General features: G+C 70.3%; 10 protein-coding genes. 4 read left to right on the top strand and 6 right to left on the bottom strand.

Features of this window, described 5'->3' with window-relative positions; genetic code table 11:
- Positions 1–35: 35 nt before the first annotated feature.
- The 4 genes from H6717_04060 to H6717_04045 form a co-directional block, all read right to left on the bottom strand.
- Positions 36–1,826 (bottom strand): carboxypeptidase regulatory-like domain-containing protein, encoded by a 1,791-nt coding sequence (locus H6717_04060; GenBank protein ID MCB9576195.1) that lies wholly within the window; start codon positions 1,824–1,826, stop codon positions 36–38.
- The gene (locus H6717_04055; GenBank protein ID MCB9576194.1) at positions 1,823–2,311 is read right to left on the bottom strand and encodes a hypothetical protein; all 489 of its coding nucleotides are present in this window, start codon (positions 2,309–2,311) and stop codon (positions 1,823–1,825) included. Before H6717_04055 ends, H6717_04060 begins: the two co-directional genes overlap by 4 nt.
- A 97-nt stretch (positions 2,312–2,408) precedes the next feature.
- A complete protein-coding gene (locus H6717_04050; GenBank protein ID MCB9576193.1) occupies positions 2,409–6,860 on the bottom strand; it encodes a hypothetical protein in 4,452 nt (1,483 codons plus the stop codon).
- A complete protein-coding gene (locus H6717_04045; protein MCB9576192.1) occupies positions 6,857–9,376 on the bottom strand; it encodes a hypothetical protein in 2,520 nt (839 codons plus the stop codon). Before H6717_04045 ends, H6717_04050 begins: the two co-directional genes overlap by 4 nt.
- Before the next feature lie 282 nt (positions 9,377–9,658).
- Here H6717_04045 and H6717_04040 point away from each other — a divergent pair, with 282 nt between their 5' ends.
- Positions 9,659–10,711 carry a PEGA domain-containing protein gene (locus H6717_04040; protein MCB9576191.1) on the top strand — a complete coding sequence of 351 codons (1,053 nt, stop codon included), beginning with the start codon at positions 9,659–9,661 and terminating at the stop codon, positions 10,709–10,711.
- A gap of 149 nt (positions 10,712–10,860) precedes the next feature.
- Here H6717_04040 and thrC read toward each other — a convergent pair whose 3' ends face one another.
- Entirely contained in the window at positions 10,861–12,186 is a 1,326-nt protein-coding gene (gene thrC / locus H6717_04035; GenBank protein ID MCB9576190.1) for a threonine synthase, read from the bottom strand.
- Between the two features lie 111 nt (positions 12,187–12,297).
- Here thrC and H6717_04030 point away from each other — a divergent pair, with 111 nt between their 5' ends.
- Positions 12,298–13,440: an extensin family protein gene (locus H6717_04030; protein MCB9576189.1), complete on the top strand. Its 1,143-nt coding sequence runs from the start codon at positions 12,298–12,300 to the stop codon at positions 13,438–13,440.
- 1 nt (position 13,441) lies between these two features.
- Here the strand turns inward: H6717_04030 and H6717_04025 are convergent, their stop codons facing one another.
- A complete protein-coding gene (locus H6717_04025) occupies positions 13,442–15,463 on the bottom strand; it encodes a hypothetical protein (GenBank protein MCB9576188.1) in 2,022 nt (673 codons plus the stop codon).
- Between the two features lie 22 nt (positions 15,464–15,485).
- On the opposite strand from H6717_04025, the gene H6717_04020 reads away from it, so the two are divergent.
- Both H6717_04020 and H6717_04015 read left to right on the top strand, forming a co-directional pair.
- Complete coding sequence (locus H6717_04020) at positions 15,486–16,547, top strand: CDP-alcohol phosphatidyltransferase family protein (protein MCB9576187.1); 1,062 nt, start codon at positions 15,486–15,488, stop codon at positions 16,545–16,547.
- Entirely contained in the window at positions 16,544–18,046 is a 1,503-nt protein-coding gene (locus H6717_04015; GenBank protein ID MCB9576186.1) for a hypothetical protein, read from the top strand. Before H6717_04020 ends, H6717_04015 begins: the two co-directional genes overlap by 4 nt.

The raw sequence follows: 18,046 nt of genomic DNA, 5'->3' as shown, positions 1-18,046 counted from the left end.
GGCGCGGGGTTCCGCGGCGGACCGACACCCAAATGTCAATTGAGGTGCGAGGGCAGTAGCAGGGTGAAGCTGCCGTCGCTCTGGGCGCGGGTCTCGGCGATCTGCAGCACCGACTTGGCGTCCGCGGGCTTCGGCGTGTAGCCGGAGTCCGAGAGATAAACGTAGGCGCGGATGAGCGCGTCGGGCACGACGACGTCGCCCGGGACCTGAACGTGGCCGTCGTAGGCAACGGGCAGCGGCAGGGACAGCTCCCCGAGATCGTGGATGGGATCCGATACCGTGATGTTCGGTCGCACCATCCAGGCGAAGTTGGTGTCGTCTTCGGGGCGGATCGAAAGGTCGTAGGTCCCGGGGTCGGCGCGGGCGATGAAGCTGCCGTCGGCGCCCACGATGGCGGTGGTGCCCTGGGGCTTCACGGCGGCGGTGCCGGCGGCGACGAGCAGCGGATCCGTGGCCATGGGCGCGGCGTTCACGTGGACGGAAGCGCCAACCACGGGCTGACCCGCAGGACCGAGCACCACACCCGCCACCTGCGAGGCGGCCAGCACCGACACACCCTTGCCGCTCTGAACGCCCGGCGAACCCGCTACGGTGAGCGTGGACTTCGTGGTGGCGAGGCCCTTGCCGGCTTCCGGCGCCACGTACACGTCGTACTCGCCGGGGAGCAGCGCTGCGGTGTACTTGCCACCGTCGATGGGCACCGTCTTCACGAACGCGAACAGCGTGCCCTCGGGCAAGAAGGCGAGCTTCTTGGCCACGAACTTCACGGTGCCGGTGAGCGTTTCGTCGCGCTGATCGCCCCCTTCCAGCACGTCACCGCTCACGTCGATGGCGTGGGGCACGCCCTCCAGCTGATTGATCTTGGCCTTGCCCACCTGGAACGCGTCCAAGGTGCCGCGCTCGAACACGAGCGTGGGAGCCACCACGCCCTCCGGCGGCTTGAGCCGCACGAGCTCGGTGCCGACGGCGCTGTCGTCCCCCAGCACGGGAGCGTACTCCACGTCGGTGGAGAACGTCTCGATGTCTCCCTCTTGCGTGAGGGACAGCGTGGCGGGCGACGAGAGCACGCGGCCCGAGGTGGGATCGATGATGTCGATCTGCCAGCCATCCAGACCCTCGAGGAAGTTCTCCGTCGCGGGCTTGCCGGCGAGCAACGCCTTGGGCCAGCTGACCTCCACCTTGAGCAGCGTGGCGGGCTGCGCCACGAGGGGCAGCGTGAACACGGCTGCTGGGATTTCCTCGTTCTTGATCAGCTGCGGCACCACGCTGCAGGAGTCACCCGAGATCTCCTCGAGATCCGGCTCGATGTAGATGTCGTACGTGCCCGGCGGAACGGACAGCTCGAAGCCGTAGTCCTGCTCCTTCACGGTGGACGCGGTGTAGCTCTCCGACGAGAGACCGAGCAGCCGCTCCGTGGGCGTGAAGCTGATCTTCACTGGCACCGTGGCGCTGCCGCCGTAGCTGAGCGCGCAGTCCGGCTGGTGCTTGGCGCGGGTGGGCGTCACTTGACCTTGCACCGTGGCCACCGCGGGGAGTTTCAGATCCAACCCGCCGCCGGCGGTGGAGATGCCATCCAGCGTTTGCAGAAAGCGCACGCCGGAGAACTGCGCCGAGCTCGAGGGCGGCGTGATCTCGAACAGCACCGTGGCGAACTGACCCTCGGAGGCAACGCACACGCTGTGGGATTGATCGCAGGTGCCGCCGCCGCAGTCGTCGTCCGACTTGCACTGGTTCTTGGTGGGTGAGTAGCCGTCTTCCTTCAGCGAGGCGACGGAGCAGCCGCTGGCGAACAGCAGACCGACGGCGACGACGAGGGCGCGCATCACGGTGTCTCCGTGCTGTTGGGACAGCCGCTGAGCTCCCCCGGCGCGGTGCCGTCGATGTTCACCCACCAGGTGGCCACGGCCGGCTCGCTGGAGGGCTTGGGGCGATTGGTGTTTTCGTCGAACGCGGAACGGTGATCCACGAGCAGGGTGAGCTGCTGGCAGGTGTCCTGGGAGACGATCTCCGGCACCACCCAGGTCAGCGAGATCTTGCGGTCCTGATCGAAGGTCCCGGGGGGCACCAGGCGGAAGGTCTGCAGCTGGCCGCCCGGAGCCACGTTGGGGTCGTAGTTGAGGATCAGGACCGCGAAGATCTCCTCGCCAGCGTCCTCGCTCCGGAACGGGACATTGATCTCCCTGGAGCTCTGCGAGGACTCCACCAGCACGTGGTACACGTCCGGGTCCGCGGCGGTCAGGTCCAGGTAGGGGGGTGTCTGCTCCGCCTTCCCGTAGGTGGGGGGGTCGGAGGCCAGGCAACCAGAGAGCATCACGCTCCCCATAAGCGACAGCCGTGCCAGGCGGAAAAACCTGCCGAATCGCGAGCTTCGGACCGCTCCTGGGTGTGACAGCGGTGTCACGGACATCTCAGAATGTAGCCCAAGTGCCGCTGGGCTGCCGGTTCCGGCGCCCCGGGTGCCAGCGCACCTGAGCGTACTCGATGCTGGTGGCCAGCCGCACCAGATCCGCCACCGCCTCGTGCCGGCACAGCCGCGTGGGGCCGTCGGGCGCGTCCAGCAGGCTCTCGTCCAGCTCTTCGTCGGCGATGGTCTCTCGGAGCGCCGTGGCCAGGTCCCCGCAAGCGAACAAGCCGGCGCGCCGCACCGAGCGCCGCGCGCTCCCGAGGGCCGCGTCGTAGTCGAGCACCAGCGAATCGTCGCACAGCTCCCGGAGGCGACGCTGGGCCCGCGGCGGAATGCTCTCCCACAGCACCTCCGCGAGGTTGGCGATGGCCGTGAGCCCGCTCCGGTCTTCCGTCGGCCGACCGAAGGCGAGACCGAGACCCTTGAGCACGCCGCGGGTCTGCGACTCCGGCGAGCCGAACATGAGCACGTGCTCCGGAAGCGCCGCCGCGAGCATGGCGCCCAGATGAAACGCGAGAGCCGGCGACTCGCGCGTGACCTCGCCCGACACGATCACCGCGGGCGGCGAGAGCAGCGCCACGGAAAGCGTGACGGGCCCCGCCGTGCGCCGTTGAAACAGCGGCGTGCGCCCCACGCCCAGGGAGCGCGCCGCCGCGGAGTAGATGCGCCCCAGCGGCGTGGGCGCGCCCAGCGGCACGCGCTCGAGACCGGTCACGCCGTAGGTGCTGGGATCCCGCCGGAACACGTGGGCCGCGCCTTCCCACACCAGCGCCAGCGCTTCCGCCGCGGAGCCCGATACGTCTCGGAACAACAGCGTCCGCACCGGTTCGGGATCCTCGGGCTGCTCGCCGAGGGGCGGCGGCGGCACCGGGGCCACGCTGCGATCGAAGATCGCCAACGCGTGCTCGAGCGCGCGGCCGTACACCGTGTTCTTGTCGGACAGCGACGCTTCGTACAGCCGCCGCAGCAGCGAGGTGTCGCCCGGCACCAGCGCCACCACCCGGCGCGCCACGTTCACCAGATCGTGAGTCCGAGACGAGCGATTCTCGAGCTGGTTCATCAGCTCGATGCCGGCGTTCACGTCCCCGGCGTTGAGCTGCTCGAGCAGGTTCTGCTCCGCCACGTTCACCGCCGGGAACACCCGGCTCGGCCTGAGCACTTCGCCGCTCGGCATGTCCACCGCCGGCGGCGGCCGCGACGACGGCAGGGGATCCGGCTCCGCGCGCGGATCGCGATTGAGCGGCGGGGGGATCTCGCTGATCGCTCGCGGAGGGGGCTCGCTGCGCGAAGCTTTGGTCTCTGGGGGTTGGTCCGGCGCGGAACCTCGCGGCGGCGACGGCTTGGGCGGCGCGCGCTCGGCCAGGCTCGCCGGCTCGGCGATGGGACGGTGCTGGGAGCGGATCTCGGCGGACAGCGCTTGCGCGTCGTCGCGCAGCTCGCCGTCTTCACCGGCGATCTCCACGTAGCGTTGAGCGCGCTCGGTATCGCCGGCCTCGTGGGCCGCCCGCGCGGCGGTGAGCGCGACCCGTCCACGAGCACGCAGCCCGTACAGATCCCCGCCCAGGGCTGCGTCGAACAGCTCGAGGGAGGGCGCCGGCTCGCCGCCCGCCACCAGCCGCTCGGCGATGGCCAGAGCGATCACGGGGGTGCGGCCCGCCTCCGCTTCGGCGCGCGACACCTCGCGCATGCCGGAGCCGGGGCCCACGCCCACGTCCAGCGCCTCGGCCAGCAGGAACGCCCGCAGCGCTGCCTGCTCCGACGTCATCTCCGCGTCTTCGATGCTGCGAAGCTCCGTGATGGTGATGCGCGCCTCTTCCAGCGAGCCGGGGCCACGGCTCTTGTACTCGAGCAAACGCGCGACGAGCTGCGCGTCGACGTCCTGCGGAGCGAGCACCGCGGCGCGCTCGGCGCGGGCGCAGGCTTCGTCCAGATCGCCCGCGCGCTCGAAGGCGCGGGCCGACTCCACCAGCAAGGCGGCCTTCTCTTGCGCCGTCCCGGGCGACAGCGACGCCAGCTCGTCCAGGGCCACCGCCAGCGCGCGCGGGTCCTCGCTCTTCTTCTCCACCTCCACGCGCAGCTCGAGGAACCGCGCCGTGGGCTCGGCCCACGCCTCCAGGCCCTCGAGCACGCGACGCGCGGAGCCGACGTCCCCACCCTCGAGGTGGGCGGCCGCGGCGCGGAGCCCGAGCTCGGCCGCTTCCCGGCGATCCGTGGTGACGGCGCTCGCGCGCATCCACAGCTGGGCGGCGCGCAGCGGCGCCCCCCGCCGCTCGTTCAGATCCGCGAGCACACGCAGCACGGACAGGTGATCCCCGGTGGCGGCCACCAGCGCTTCGAGCTCCGCGAGGGCGTCGTCGGCGCGCCCCAAGCGCTGCTCCAGCACCGTGGCGCGGCGCAGGCGGATGTGACGCACGTCGTCCACGCGGCTGGCGATGCTCGCGCGGCGTCCAAAGAGCTCGACCAGCCGCTCCCAGTCACCGCGCCGCTCGGCGTCGCGCTCGAGCGCCGCCAGCGCGTCGAGATCCCGCGGCGCGCGAGCCAGCACCTCGTTGTAGCGGGCCAGGGCCGTATCTTCGTCGCGCAGCTCCTCGAGCAGGGGTGCCAGCTCCCGGAGCAGCGGCAGCTTCTCTTCCTCAGCGACCAGATCCACGAGGCGCCCGAGGGCGTCGGCTCGGCGACGCTTGTCCCCCGCCTGCCGCGCCAGGGTGACCGTGTCTTCCAGGACGCCGATGTCGTCCGGCAGCGTGGTGGCCATGCGCGACAGGATCGTGAGCGCCCGCTCAGGATCGCCCCGCGCGGCCACCAGCGCCGCGAGCTCCCGGGTGATGCGGCCGCGGGTGTGGGGGTCGATGTCTGCGCGCTCGAGATCGCCAATCAAGAGCCGCTCGAGCTCGTCGCGCCGGCCCGCGCGACCGTACAGCTCCCGGAGCTTGTCCCGGGCAACACGGCGAGCGTCGGCATCCGCCGCGTCGTCGTTCAGCACCTCTTCGAGCGCGTCGATGGCGCTCGCGAGGTCCTGCCGTTGCTCCGCGTCACGGGCCAAATCCAAGAGCTCCGCCAGCCGCGCCGCCGAGGGCGAAAGCTCGATCACGCTCGCCACCAGCTCGCTCTCCCCGGCGCGTTGGGCGGCGACCGTGGCGCGGCGCACGAGATCCGAGTCTTCGGGCTCGCGCTGCGCCGCGGCGACCAAGAGCTTGGCCTCGGTGTCGGCGTCGCCGCGCTGGGCAGCCAAACCTGCGCCGAGCACCAAGAGCGTCGCGCCGGCGTTGCCGTAGCGGTCTTCCGCGGCGGCGACGATGCGCGCCAACAGCTCCGCCGCCGCGTCCGCCACCTCCCGCGGAGCGATCTCCGCGTACTCGTCCACGCTGGCGTCGGCGTCGATCGCGCGGATCAGCACCGCCGCGGCCAAGGTCGCCGACTGGAACGTATCCAGAGCCACGCCCGCCGCGGCGATGCCCACGCGCGCGCCCTCCGGCCCCTCCAACCGTGACTCCAGCGCGTGCAGCGCCCGCGTGAAGCGCATTTCGGAGATGTCGCGGGACTCCGGCGCGATGCCCATCAGCTGACGGAACGCCGCGCCCAACGAGACGACGGTGCTGACGGCGGGCTGCACCGCGAGGGCGCGGAGCAGGACCTCGACGCGCTGCCGGGCGCCTTCCTCCCCGCTGCCGCCGATGGCGGCGGCGCGGCGTAGCCACTCCGCGCGGGCGGAGGGCTCCTTCTCGCGCGACGCCACCCGCGAGATGGCCCGCACGATCTCCGACGAGTCCGCCACTCGCTCGCCCAGCCGGCTCATCACCACGAAGGTGATGCCCTCGCTGGGCACCGCCTCGAAGGCGCGCACCGCGTGCCGGAGAGCGCGATCCAGCTGACCTCGACGCTCGAGGTTGCGCGCCGCGCGATAGTGCACCGCACGTTCGCCGTAGCAGCCGAGGGACGCGTTCGAGAGCGTCTCGTAGATCCGTTCGAGGACGTCCAGGTCCTCGTCCCGCGCCGCGGCGCGCTCGGCGATGGCGAGCACGTCGGCGCGGGTCGGATCGAGCTCCAGCGCACGGGAGGCGAGCTGCAGCGCCGCTTCCGGCTCCCCGGCGGACAGCGCGATCATCGAGGTGATGGCGAAGGCGCGCGACGCGTCTTTCGGATCGCGCTCCTCGACCGCGAAGGTCGTGAGCCGCACCACGGCGTCAGCGTAGCCCGCGAAAGAAACCAGGTCGCGGGCCAGCCGAGCAACGCCGCGATCCGGATCCCGCCGCGCCGCGCGCGCCCAGGCGCGCACGGCGCCGTCGTGATCGCCGGCCAGATCCCAGCGCGCCGCCCCCAGCTCGCGGAAGGCGTGGGCCGACGCCGAGACGGCTCTGCCGTCGAGCCCCGAGAGCGTCTCGGCGCGGGCCTCGAGCAGCGACAGCTCGCCGTCGCTGCTGCGGGCGGGCAGCGCGTCGGACAGCGCTTCGATCACTTGCTCTGCCGGCGCGCCTTCCAGTGCGGCGCGGGCCAGAGCGCGCGCCGCGCCGTCGGCGTCCCCGAGGCGCGGCGGCGGCGCGCGAGCTCCAGCAGGCGCGCCGGGCGGTCGTCGTCGCCCCCCACCGCCAAGGCGCGCTCCAGCACGGCGATGGCCAGGCCGCCCTCTTCGGCAACGTCGGCGACGGCCAGCACGATGTCCGGGATCTCCGGCGCCCGCGGCCCGAGGACGTCCAGGGCGCGACGCGCGATGCCGGCGGCGCGGGGCGCGTCGAGCTCGGCGAGGCGCAAGAGCGCAGCGCCGATCGCCGACGCCATGTCCCGCAGCGGCTGCGGCTGCGAGAGGAGCCAGCTCAGCGCGTCCGCGAGGCGCGTGGCGTCTCCGGTTTCCGTCACCCGCCCGAGCAGCGTCCGCGCGGCGCGCGGATCCCCCGGCCGAAGTGCGAGCCAGCGCTGCGTCCAGGCCAGGCACAGCGCGGGTTCGCCCAGGGCTTCGTGGGCTTCCGCCAGCGCCTCGCACAGGGCGGCCCGCGGTACGATCACGCCCATGGCGCGTTCCAACGCCTCGGCGGCTGCGCGATCCGGGCCCAGCCGCAGCGCCACCGCCGCGAGCACGCCCACCGGGCGCGCCAGTGACGGATCGGCGTGGCGCGCGGCCTCGGCGGCGGAGCGCGCGGCGTCGACGTCGCCAGCGTCCAACAGGGACTCCGCCGCCACTGCCGCGATCACCGCGCGCAGCGTGGGTCCCAGCGGCGCGGAAATTCGGAGCAGGGCACGCGCGCGAACACCCGGGCTGTCGATGCGCGCGGCGATCACCGCCGCCATACTCCACACCAGGGGGCGCGCGCCGGGATCGTCGAGCAGCGGCACCAGCTCTTCGAGAGCGCCGTCGAGATCCCCGCGGCGACGTCGGAGCCGAGCCAAGCCCAGCCGCAGCCGCTCCGGCTCACCGCTGCCGAGCGCCGCGCGGTACTCGGCGTCCAGCTCGTCGAGGCGCCCCGACCGCTCGAGCACGCGCTCCAGCCTGAGCCGGGTCTCAGCCGCCTCCGACGCGGAGGCGATCACCTCGCGCAGCGTGGCTATCTCTTCGTCCACCGCGCTCGGCCAGGGGCCAATCAGCGCCGCGAGCTCCGCCGACAGCATGTGCCGATGCTCGCCCGTCGCGCGATCCAGGCGCGCGCGAAGCTCCGCCACCATCGTGCGCCGTTCCTTCGCGCGGGGCTCGAGGCGCTGGCGATCCGCCGCCGCGGCGGCGTCGCCCAACGCTTCCAGTCGGTCCAGTGCCCACACGGCGAGCACCGGCGCGTCCAGCCGCCGCTCGGCGATCTCCGCAAGCTCGCGCAACACTACGTCGAGCCCCGGCGCGAGCTCATGCGCCAGCGCGACCTCGAGCAACGCGTCGGCGAGAGTGCCGAAGTCGCGGGCGGCGCCGGCGTGCTCCATCAGCGCGCTCAACGCTCGCCCTTCGTTGGGCGCGGCGACCAGCGCGTCGGTCCACGCCCTCGAGGCGCGGTCCGGGCTCACCAACGGGCCTTCGTAGATGCGACCCAGCTCCACCAACGCCCGCGCCCGGTCTCGACCCGTGAGCGACTCCGCTCCCAGCTCGAGGTGCGCCGCGAGCAGCTCGAAGAGCCCGGCGCGCTCGAGCAGCTCGTGAAACCGCGTGTCCTTCGCCCCCGAGGCGTCAGTGAAGCGCTCCACCCCGATGTCCGCATCGAGCTTGGCGTCGAGCGCCGCGCCGAGGGCCCGGGGCACGTCGCCGTTCTCCAACGCCTGCGCCAGACGCTGCAGGTGGATCTGCCGGCCACGGTCCGCGCTGGCGCGGGCGTGCTCGCGGATCACTTCGTCCGCCGCGCCCGCCCGACCGCGCCCCGACAGGGTCTTGGCGAGCTTTTCCGCGGGTTCCGGCTCGGAGGGGGCAAGCTCGAAGCTACGGAGCAGATTCTCGAAAGCGGACGCGCGATCCCCCTGCCCTTCACGACGCCGGGCGCCTTCGAGATACGCTTCCGCCGCGCGCTCGCGGGACACCGCCGTCGGCGCCCACGCGCCGATCCCTCCGAGCAGCTCCGGCGCGACGGGATCCGACGGATCTTCCCGGGCGGCTTCGAACAACGCGTCCGCCGCCGCTGCTGCGTCTCCTCCGCGACCGAGCAGCACGCCGATGCGCGTCAGCATGCGTGCCTTGGTCGACCCCTGCACCGTGGCCAGCAACGGACGAAGCGTGCGCGCCGCCAAGGCCGGCTCGCCCAACATCGAGAACCACTGCGCGAGCTCTTCTCGGAGCACCGCGTCGTCGCCGAGCAGCAACGCGCGCCGGGCGAGCTTGGTCGCCGTATCGAGCTCGGCACCGCGGGCCGCCAGCGCGCGCGAAAGCGCCGCGGCGGCGTCGCGCTCTCCCTCCGCATCCCCGGCTCGCGCACAGGACTCCACCCGAGCACGCAGGTGCGCGAGCTCCGCCCGGGGTCCCGTGTGACGAGAGATGGGCGGGTCCGAGGTGATGCGTTCCAGCTGCAACGTGACGGCGGATCGGGGTCCTTCCCGTCCCGTCCATTCGGGCGGGGGCAAAGTGCGGTGGCGGAGGGCGGAATCGCCCGCTCCTCCGTCCTCTGCGGACCCTCTTTTGTCGTCGTCGGTTACTGGAGGCGGAGCCATCTCGAAGCCACGTGCGCGCCGGCCCCGGGGAGCCGAAAACACCGCGCACGGGGACACTATATCCAAACCGGGCTTGTCCCCAGCCAACCGTTGGGGATAGCCTCCTTGCTGCCGCGGCCCCGGCGCACGCGGAGGAGGCTCCCCATGCGAAAGGTTTCGGTATTTGCTCGGTTTCCCAGCTTCGGCGCGGCCCTCGTGGCCGGTGCCCTCGTGAGCATGGGAGCGATGCCCGCGGCCCAGGCTCAAGGCAAGCCGGCGGCAGCGGCGGCCAAGCCGGACAAGAAGACCCGCGACGCGGCCCGCAAGGCGTATGGCGCCGGCGAGAAGGCCTACGACGCGGGGAAGTACGAGGAGGCCTACGACAGCTTCCAGAAGGCGAACGAGCTCATCCCTTCTCCCCACGCCGAGTACTGGATGGCGATGGCCCTCGACAAGCAGGGCAAGGAAAAGGAAGCCACCGAGGCCTTCGACAAGCTCATGGCCAACCCGGGCGTGGCCAAGATCGGCGACGACAAGCTCTCCACCGCAAAGAAGCGCTTGGGCGAGCTCAAGGCCAAGCAGGTCGGTGAGGTGAACATCGTCACCACGCCGCCGGGCGCCTCCGTGTCCGTGGATGGCGAGGCGCAACCGGGCGAGACGCCGATGATCGTGAAGCTGCCTCCCGGCGCGCACAAGATCTCGATCAGCTCCGCCGGCTACGAGAACATGGACGTGGACGTGGACGTGACCGCGGGCCAGCGCAGCGACCAGAACCTGGAGCTGAAGGCGACGGAAGATGCCACGCCCGTGGCCGCACCGCCTCCGGTCGAAGAAACGCCCATGCCGCCGCCCACGGAAGCACCGCCCAAGGCGGAGCCGCGCAGCAAGGTCCCCGCCTACGTCACCCTCGGCATCGCCGCCGCCGGTGCCGGCGTGGGTACCTTCTTCGGCATCAAGGCCCTCAGCGCCAAGAGCGACTTCAACGACAACCCCACCAGCGACAAGGCCGACGACGTCGAGCGCAACGCGTTGATCGCGGACATGGCCTTCGGCGTGGCCATCACCCTGGGTGTCACCGGCGTAGTGCTGCTCACCAGCTCGGACTCCGCCGAGCCCGCCAAGGAAGCCAAGATCAAGAAGGCGCCCGCCGCCAAGCTGAACTTCGCTCCCTACGTGTCGCCCAAGGGCGGCGGCGCCGCGGCTCGCCTGATCTTCTGATCCAAGCGAGCCTACGGCTCGAAGAGGCTCCGAGGTTTCTCGGAGCCTTTTCGCATTTCACTCCCTTTGCATTTGGATGTTGGTGCGCCGCGGTACCGTCCCAGCCGTGCCCGCGCTGGACCGACAAAAGTAATCGCGGAAGCAGCAGGCTACGACAGCCGAGCGCGGATGGCGTCCACCACTTGGCCGTAGTCTGCGGGTAGCATCACCGGCGGGTTCGCCAGGTTGCTCGTCACGCCGTCGATCGTGCCCTCGTGGTAGCGCACCTTGAACTCGGTGAACTTGAGGCCGTTCGCGGTGGAGACGACCACCACGCGATCGCCCTTGGCGATCACGCCGCGGGAAACGAGCTTTTCCAACGACGCCAGGGCCACTGCCGTGTGCGGACAGGTGTACAGCCCGGTGCGGTCGGCGCGGGCCGCGGCGTCCGCCAGCTCCTGCTCGCTGGCCTGCTCCACCAGGCCGTTCAGCGCGGAGAGCGCGCGCAGCGCTCGCGGGGCGCTCACGGGATTGCCGATCTGAATGGCCGTCGCCTGCGTGGGCTGGGCCTTGATCGGATCCACGTGGTCCTTACCTGCGGAGACGGCGCGGTACAGCGGGTTCGCGTTCTCTGCCTGCGCCATCACCAGCCGCGGGTAGCGCGAGATGATGCCGAGATCGCGCATCATCTTGAAGCCGGCGTGCAGCGCGGAGGCGTTGCCGAGGTTGCCGCTCGGCAAGATGACCCAGTCCGGCACCTGCCAGTCGAACTGCTGCACGATCTCGACGGCGACGGTCTTCTGCCCCTCGAGCCGGAGCGCGTTCATGGAGTTGGCGAGATAGACGAGGCCCTCTTCCGCGAGGCGCTGCACGATTTCCATGCAGCCGTCGAAGTCCGTATCCAGACCCAGCACCAACGCGCCGTGGGCCAAGGGTTGCACCAGCTGACCGGTGGAGATCTTGCCGCGCGGCAGGAGCACCACCACGGGCAAGCCCGCCGCCGCGCCGTAGGCGGCCAGAGCGGCGCTGGTGTCGCCGGTGGAGGCGCAGGCCACTGCCTGGATCTTCGATCCCTGGCTGATGGCCAGGCGCACCGCGCTCACCAGCACGGTCATGCCCAAATCCTTGAACGAGCCGCTGTGGCTGTTGCCGCAGAGCTTCACCCACAGGTCGTCGAGCCCCAGCTGCTTACCGTAGCGCTCCGCCCAGAACAGGTTGGTGCCCCCCTCGTACATGCTGACGATCAACTCGTCGGGCACCATGGGTAGCACCCACTCGCGCTTGCCCCACACGCCGGAGCCGTAGGGCCAGCTCGTCTTCATCCAACGCTGGTCGAACAGGGCCTTCCATTCCTCCGGCCCGCGCTCGCGAAGCGCCTCGACGTCGTGCACGACCTCGAGCAGTCCGCCGCATGAAGGGCAGCGGTAGATCGACTGAGTGACGGGGAAGCTGCCGGCACAGCCGGCCAGGCAACGGAATTCGGCGGAGTACGTCACGGCCCGGGGCTTACTGCGCGGCGCGGCGCGCGTCGAGGTTGGTTCCGCGCCGAACCAACAATACCCTCATTCATTGACGAGGCCTGCGCTCCGAGCGAGCCTTGGCTCCACATGGGCGCGCTCAGGATCGCGGGGACACTCGCGGGGTCGGTGGTGGTGTTGGGTTTGGTGGCCTGCGGCAGCAGCGACGACGGCGGCGCGAGCCCGTCCGGCGGTAGCGGTGGCGTGGACGCCGGGGTCGGCGGCAGCGCGGGCAGCAGCGGTGGCGCGAGCGGCAGCACGGCGCTGCCGGACTTCTACCTGGACGTGGTGAAGCCCACGGAGGGCCAGGTGCACGTGCAGAGCGGCGTGCCGCCCACGGCAAGCGTCTCCTTCGAGGTGCTGGCGGGACCCGGCATCGCCAAGGTGGAGTACGTGATCGAAACGGACTTCTCCTTGGGGGAATCGACCCAAGCGCCGAGCTTTCCCCTCAGCTACCCCTACGAGTATCCCGGAGATCGCTGGGCCGAAGCGCGGGGCTTCGATCACAGCGGCGCTCAGGTGGCGACCGACATCGTGAACTTCGTGGTGAAGGCGCCGGCCGCCACCACCTGCTTGGCCCAGCTCGATCAGCTGGGCGTGGCCTACACCACCACGGTGGCCAAGGGCGTGGTGGACGGCGTGAAGCTCGCGGGCCCGCTCAACGGCGTGCTTTTCGCCAAGACCGACACGGACCAGCCGTCGGCGGATCCGATGGCCTGCGAGTTCGTGCTCACGCTGTGGAAGTTCGCCGACGTGCTCAAGGCCCACGGCTTCAACAAGGTCGGGACGCTGGGCTCGTATTGCTACCGCTGCTGCTGCGCCTGGTCACAGACCAACTACTGCCGCGGCCCGAATGACCCCGAGCCGGACTGCAGTCAGAACGGCTACTCGAACCACTCCTGGGGCCGCGCCATGGACATTCGCTGGCTGTACAAGACCACCGGCGAGGTCTACGACGTGAACGACCCTGCGGACTTCGTGAAGTGGAGCAATTCGAGCGAGACCTGCACCACGGCGCTGGCGGCGCAGACGGGGGTGAGCCAGGAGCTCTACTCACTCTTGTGCGACGAAGCGGACAAGGGCGTGTTCGGCATCTGCCTGACGCCGAACTACAACTCCGCCCACCGCAACCACTTCCACTGCGACATCGGTCAGAGCGGCACGCCGAGTGGGAGCAAGGTGCTGTCGAGCCCGATGCCGCTGGTGGACATCGCCGAGCACGGCGACGAGTGATTCACGGCGCAGGCACGCGCCCGACGGGATCGTCCATGAAGTTACGGACGAAGCCGGTGCACTGACTCATGGCCTGGGGGATGTAATAGATGACGAAGTGACCGTCGGACGCCTTGGCGGCTTCCCACTGGGCGAGGACGCCGCTGGCCTTTCCTCCGGCGAGGTTGCCGGACAGACCCTCGCTGGGGATGGTCACGGGAGCGAGATCGCTCCAGGCGGCTTCCACGATGGGGTGGATGACCGGGTTTTGGAGCGGCAAGCCCAAGGCCACGGCCTGCACCTCGATGCCGTGAGGCGGGGCGTAGCTGTCGCCCGTGCCGTCGGCGTTGATGCCTTCGGTCATGAGCACGCTCTTCGGTGAAAACCCCGGACGCGGATGCTGCGCGATCTTGCCGACGTAGTGGATGGGATCCGTCGGGTCCACGATGGTCTGAGCCAGGCTCATGGCAGGGTGGAACTCGTCGAGCTCTGCTTCCTCGGTGGTACCCAGGCCCAAGAACACGTTCTTGACCAGACCGGCGACGTTCACGGGCTCGGTCTTCTCCAAGAGCGCGATGGTGATCATGCTACCCGAGCCGCTCAGCACACCACCCCGCGCGGAGTCGTCCACCGCCATGTACATCGGACCGTTGAGGCCGCCCTGGGAGTGGCCGAAGAAGCCGACGCGCGAGCCATCGAACTCGATGTCCGCACCGGTGTAGGAAACGGACGCGGGCACGATGGCCTTCGACTCGGTGAAGAGACGCGCCTGCTGCACTACGTCGATGGCGGACTCCGGACCGTTCGCCCGGGCGGCGACCGGGTTTTGCACGTTGAAGAACAAGAGCTCCACGTTGCCTTGGCCCGAGCCCGGACGGTTGCCGTGGAAGATCTGATCGATGCCCATGGTGGCGATGCAGCGCTTGGCCAAAGACTCGGCTTCGTCCCCCGCGCCCAGCAAGCTGCGGTAATTGCCGCCGGTGCCGTGGGCGTAGAGCACGATGGGATAGCCGGCGGCAGGCATCGGGCACTTCGCCGCGTCGGGAACGGCCAGCGTGAAGCGCAGGTCGAACTGGCGCTGCACCACGGGCGTGCCGCTGGCGTCGAAGGCGAGCGCTCCGCCGTCGCCGTAGTTCACGAAGGGGATGTTCCCCTCCTGAAAGTCCGGCGATGGGCCATACACGCCCTCGTACACGTCCATCAGGCCCGCTTTGCGGTCGGCATCGAGGGCCTTCCAGGTGGACGCATCCACGGTGGGCGCAGGGAAATTGTCGAGCATCCAGTCGCGAATGGTCTCGGTGTCGGCCACCGGGTCGTCGGTGGTGAACACCGTCATGTTCACGATGCTCTTCTTCGCAACGCCGGCAGCAACGACGGTGCTCACGGCGTCGGCCAGCTCGCTCTTCAGCGTGGCGCGGGGTCCGCTCGCGGACGTGAGGCCCAGGACCTGGGCCAGGTCCGACGAAGGCGCGAGGGGTTTGCCGCTCAGCGTGCGTGCGCGCTTGGTGACGACCAGCGTGAAGCGGTGCGACGGCGCCAGCGGGTAACCGAACGCCGGCATGAACGCGAGCGTGTTCGGCGGATAGTAGACCGCGGGACCCGGGACGAACTTCAGCGCGATGCGCTGACGCTCGCCCGCCTCCGGCGCGCCGGGCGTGACGTCGATCAGCTGCACGCTGCTGTCGGCCTCCAGGGCGTCCAGTGGTGTGGCGGGCAGAGAGTCGGGATCGAGCGCCTCGGTGAAGCGGAGGTAACCCGCCGCCGCGGGTGAGAACGCCGTGAGCACTCCGGCCATGGAGTCGACGTACTCGGCGAGGATCGGTTTCTCCCGCGGGTTCGGGAAGCCGATGAAGCGCACCGAGCCGTCGGCCTCGTGGCGGAAGTCGCTGGGCCAGGGGTGATCGAAGAACGTCTCCTCCGAAAGCGCGTCGAGAGACGCGGGGACCACGTAGATCCCGTGGGCCGACGGCGCCTCGTCGTCGGTGCTGCCACACCCGGAAAGCGAGGCCAGAACGAAGAGCATTCCCCAAAGCCGAGCCCGCATGTCCTATCTTCTACCCCATCCCATGACCCGACGCTGGGTGCTCGTGCTCGATCCGCCCACCGGAGATCCCACGCGCAAGGTCGGGGGTCTGCCGCTGGCGCTGCGCTTGGCGCTCGATGCGCAGAACGCAGGAGCCGCCGCCGTCGTGGTGAAGGACGAGCCCACCCGCAGCGTCCTCGGCGACTCGCGTTTGCGGATCCCCGTGCAAGATACAGTGCCGACGGATCACGACGAGATACGAATCGGCGCCAGCATGCTGACGCCACGTCAGTTGTTCCAAAAGCTTCCGGCGGGCAGCCGCGACCTCTCCCGCCAGCCGCTCGCCATCGACGTCCCCTACGGCTTCGAGGCGGTGGACGTGGTGGATCGGGCCACGGCGCGGCGGGCGGAGCGCGCGCTGTTTCGTTCCTTGCGCAAACCGCAGGACGGCTGGACCAGCCGCTGGCTCAATCGCTACATCTCGCTGTCGATCTCGCGCTGGCTGGTGAAGCTTCCGCTGCGGCCCAACCAGGTCTCCATCGCCATCCTGGCCATCGGCTTGTTCGGCGCCTGGCTCGCGCTGCATGGCACGTACTGGAGCTTGGTGGCGGGCGCCGCGCTGTTCCAGGCGCAGAGCGTGCTGGACGGCTGCGACGGCGAGATGAGCCGCGTCACCCATCGCGGCTCGCTGCTCGGTGAGTGGCTCGACACGGTGGGCGACGACCTCACCAACTATGGCTTCTTCGCGGCCACCGGCTGGGGTCTGTATTCGGCCACGGGCCACGGGATCTACCTGGTGGCGGGGGCCGTCACCGTGCTCTGCGGCTTGATCGCGAGCGGCATCGAGTACCGCTACTTGTGGCGCATCGGCTCTGGGGACCTCTTGAAGTACCCGCTGAGCGCTGGCGGCGAAGCGGACGACGGCGGCCTGTTCGCCGCCATTCGCCCGCTGTTCAAGCGGGATACCTTCGTGTTTTTGACGTTTCTTGCGGCCCTGGCCAATCTCCTGGGACCGATGTTGCTGATCTTCTCCGCTGGCGGCGTGGGCATCCTGGCGAGCGTGATCGGCGCCGAGCTCCGCATGGCTCGGGAGCGCCGCTCGTGAGGCGTGCGCTCCGCGTCGCCGCAGCACTGCTGGCGCTGTCGGCATCGGCGCGCGCGGCTGGACCGCTCGGGCCGGAAGGCAGCCCCATCACCACCAGCCGCTACAGTGTGGATCTGTCCCAGGGCGTGGTGTTGGCCGGAACGCGGGTGCTGGGCCTGGCCGGCGCCTACGTCGCCATCGCGGAGGGCGTGGACGGCGACTCGCAGAACCCCGCGGCCCCAGCGGTGCGCCTCCCCTACTCTTTCGATCACTTCGACTACGACCTCGGGTTCGGCCTGACGTTTCCGGCGTCCATCGCGGGCAACGACTTCTTCAACAGCGGGCGGCGAACCCAGCTGCGCTCGGATCCCAACGGCTTCGTGTTCCTCAACGCCGCGGCCAACCTCCAATTCGGCAACTGGGGTTTGGGCATCAGCTTCGACTTCCAGCGCTACCGGCTCGACCGCGTGGACGACGCCCAGGCGGGCGTTCAGCTGGACCAACTGGTGGCTCAGTTCGGCGGGGGTCGGCTGCAACTGGCGCGCTCCTTCGACAAGAACCAGCTCATCATCGGGGTGGGCAGCCGGGGCACCGGCCTCACCGTCCGTAACGAAAACCCGGCCCCCGGGCAGCCCGCGCAGCTGTTCGACGCCACCGGCGCAGCCCTCGAGAGCGGCATCTTGTGGAAGCCCATCGACCTGCCGCTACGCGTGGGTGTCGCGGTGCGCTCCGAGGTGGTCACCACCGACCCCCAGACCGCCGTGCCCAAGGATGCAAACGGAGATCGCGTGGTTGGCGCAGGTGCCGGCGATCCGAACTCCCTGTGGCTGCCGAACGACGTGAAGCTCCCCTGGGACGTGAACCTCGGCTTCGCCTTTCAGCTCGGACCGCGACCGATGAACCCGCGCTGGGTGGACCCCGATCGCGCTCTCGATGCCCTCACCCGCTACGATCGCTTCCGAGAGGCGGAGCGCGAGCGGCGACTCCGCGCCCTGGTGAAGAAGGCGCGGGCCGAGGGCAAGGATCCCGCAGCGGCAGAAGCCGCCGCCCGCGCTCGCTTCGAACAGGAAACGGCCCTCGAGGAGCTGCACTACCAGCGCGCTGCTCGCTCCCTGCGGGACCGTCTCGAGCGGCGCTATCACGAGCTGCGTCGGTTCTACGTGCTGGTCAGCACGTCACTGCTCGTCACCGGACCTGCGAAGGACAGCGTGGGCGTGGAGTCGTTCCTGCAGCGGCGCGTGGACCGCTCCGGCGAGCACGTCACGCTCTCGCCGCGGCTCGGCGTGGAGAGCGAGATCGTCCCCGCATGGCTCAAGCTGCGTGCGGGCACTTACGGCGAGCCCTCTCGCTTCGCCGCCGGCGCGGCCCGCCTGCATGGCACCATGGGTTTCGAACTCAAGCTGTTCCCTTGGACGGTCTTCGGGCTGTTCGACGACGGCACCGAATGGCGCATCTCCGGCGCGCTCGATGGCGCAAAACGCTACTTCGGTTGGGGTGCGAGCCTCGGAGTATGGCATTGA

The organism is Polyangiaceae bacterium (assembly GCA_020633235.1).
Lineage (GTDB): Bacteria > Myxococcota_A > Polyangia > Polyangiales > Polyangiaceae > JACKEA01.
The sequence above is the reverse complement of the archived record's forward strand: the minus strand, read 5'-3'. Positions and strand labels throughout refer to the sequence as shown.

Bases quoted from the DNA above. Each gene is read 5' to 3' on its own strand.
- H6717_04040 (MCB9576191.1), top strand. From the start codon at position 9,659: ATGCGAAAGGTTTCGGTATTTGCTCGGTTTCCCAGCTTCGGCGCGGCC.
- H6717_04025 (MCB9576188.1), bottom strand. From the start codon at position 15,463: ATGCGGGCTCGGCTTTGGGGAATGCTCTTCGTTCTGGCCTCGCTTTCC.
- H6717_04030 (MCB9576189.1), top strand. From the start codon at position 12,298: ATGGGCGCGCTCAGGATCGCGGGGACACTCGCGGGGTCGGTGGTGGTG.
- H6717_04055 (MCB9576194.1), bottom strand. From the start codon at position 2,311: ATGCTCTCTGGTTGCCTGGCCTCCGACCCCCCCACCTACGGGAAGGCG.
- H6717_04020 (MCB9576187.1), top strand. From the start codon at position 15,486: ATGACCCGACGCTGGGTGCTCGTGCTCGATCCGCCCACCGGAGATCCC.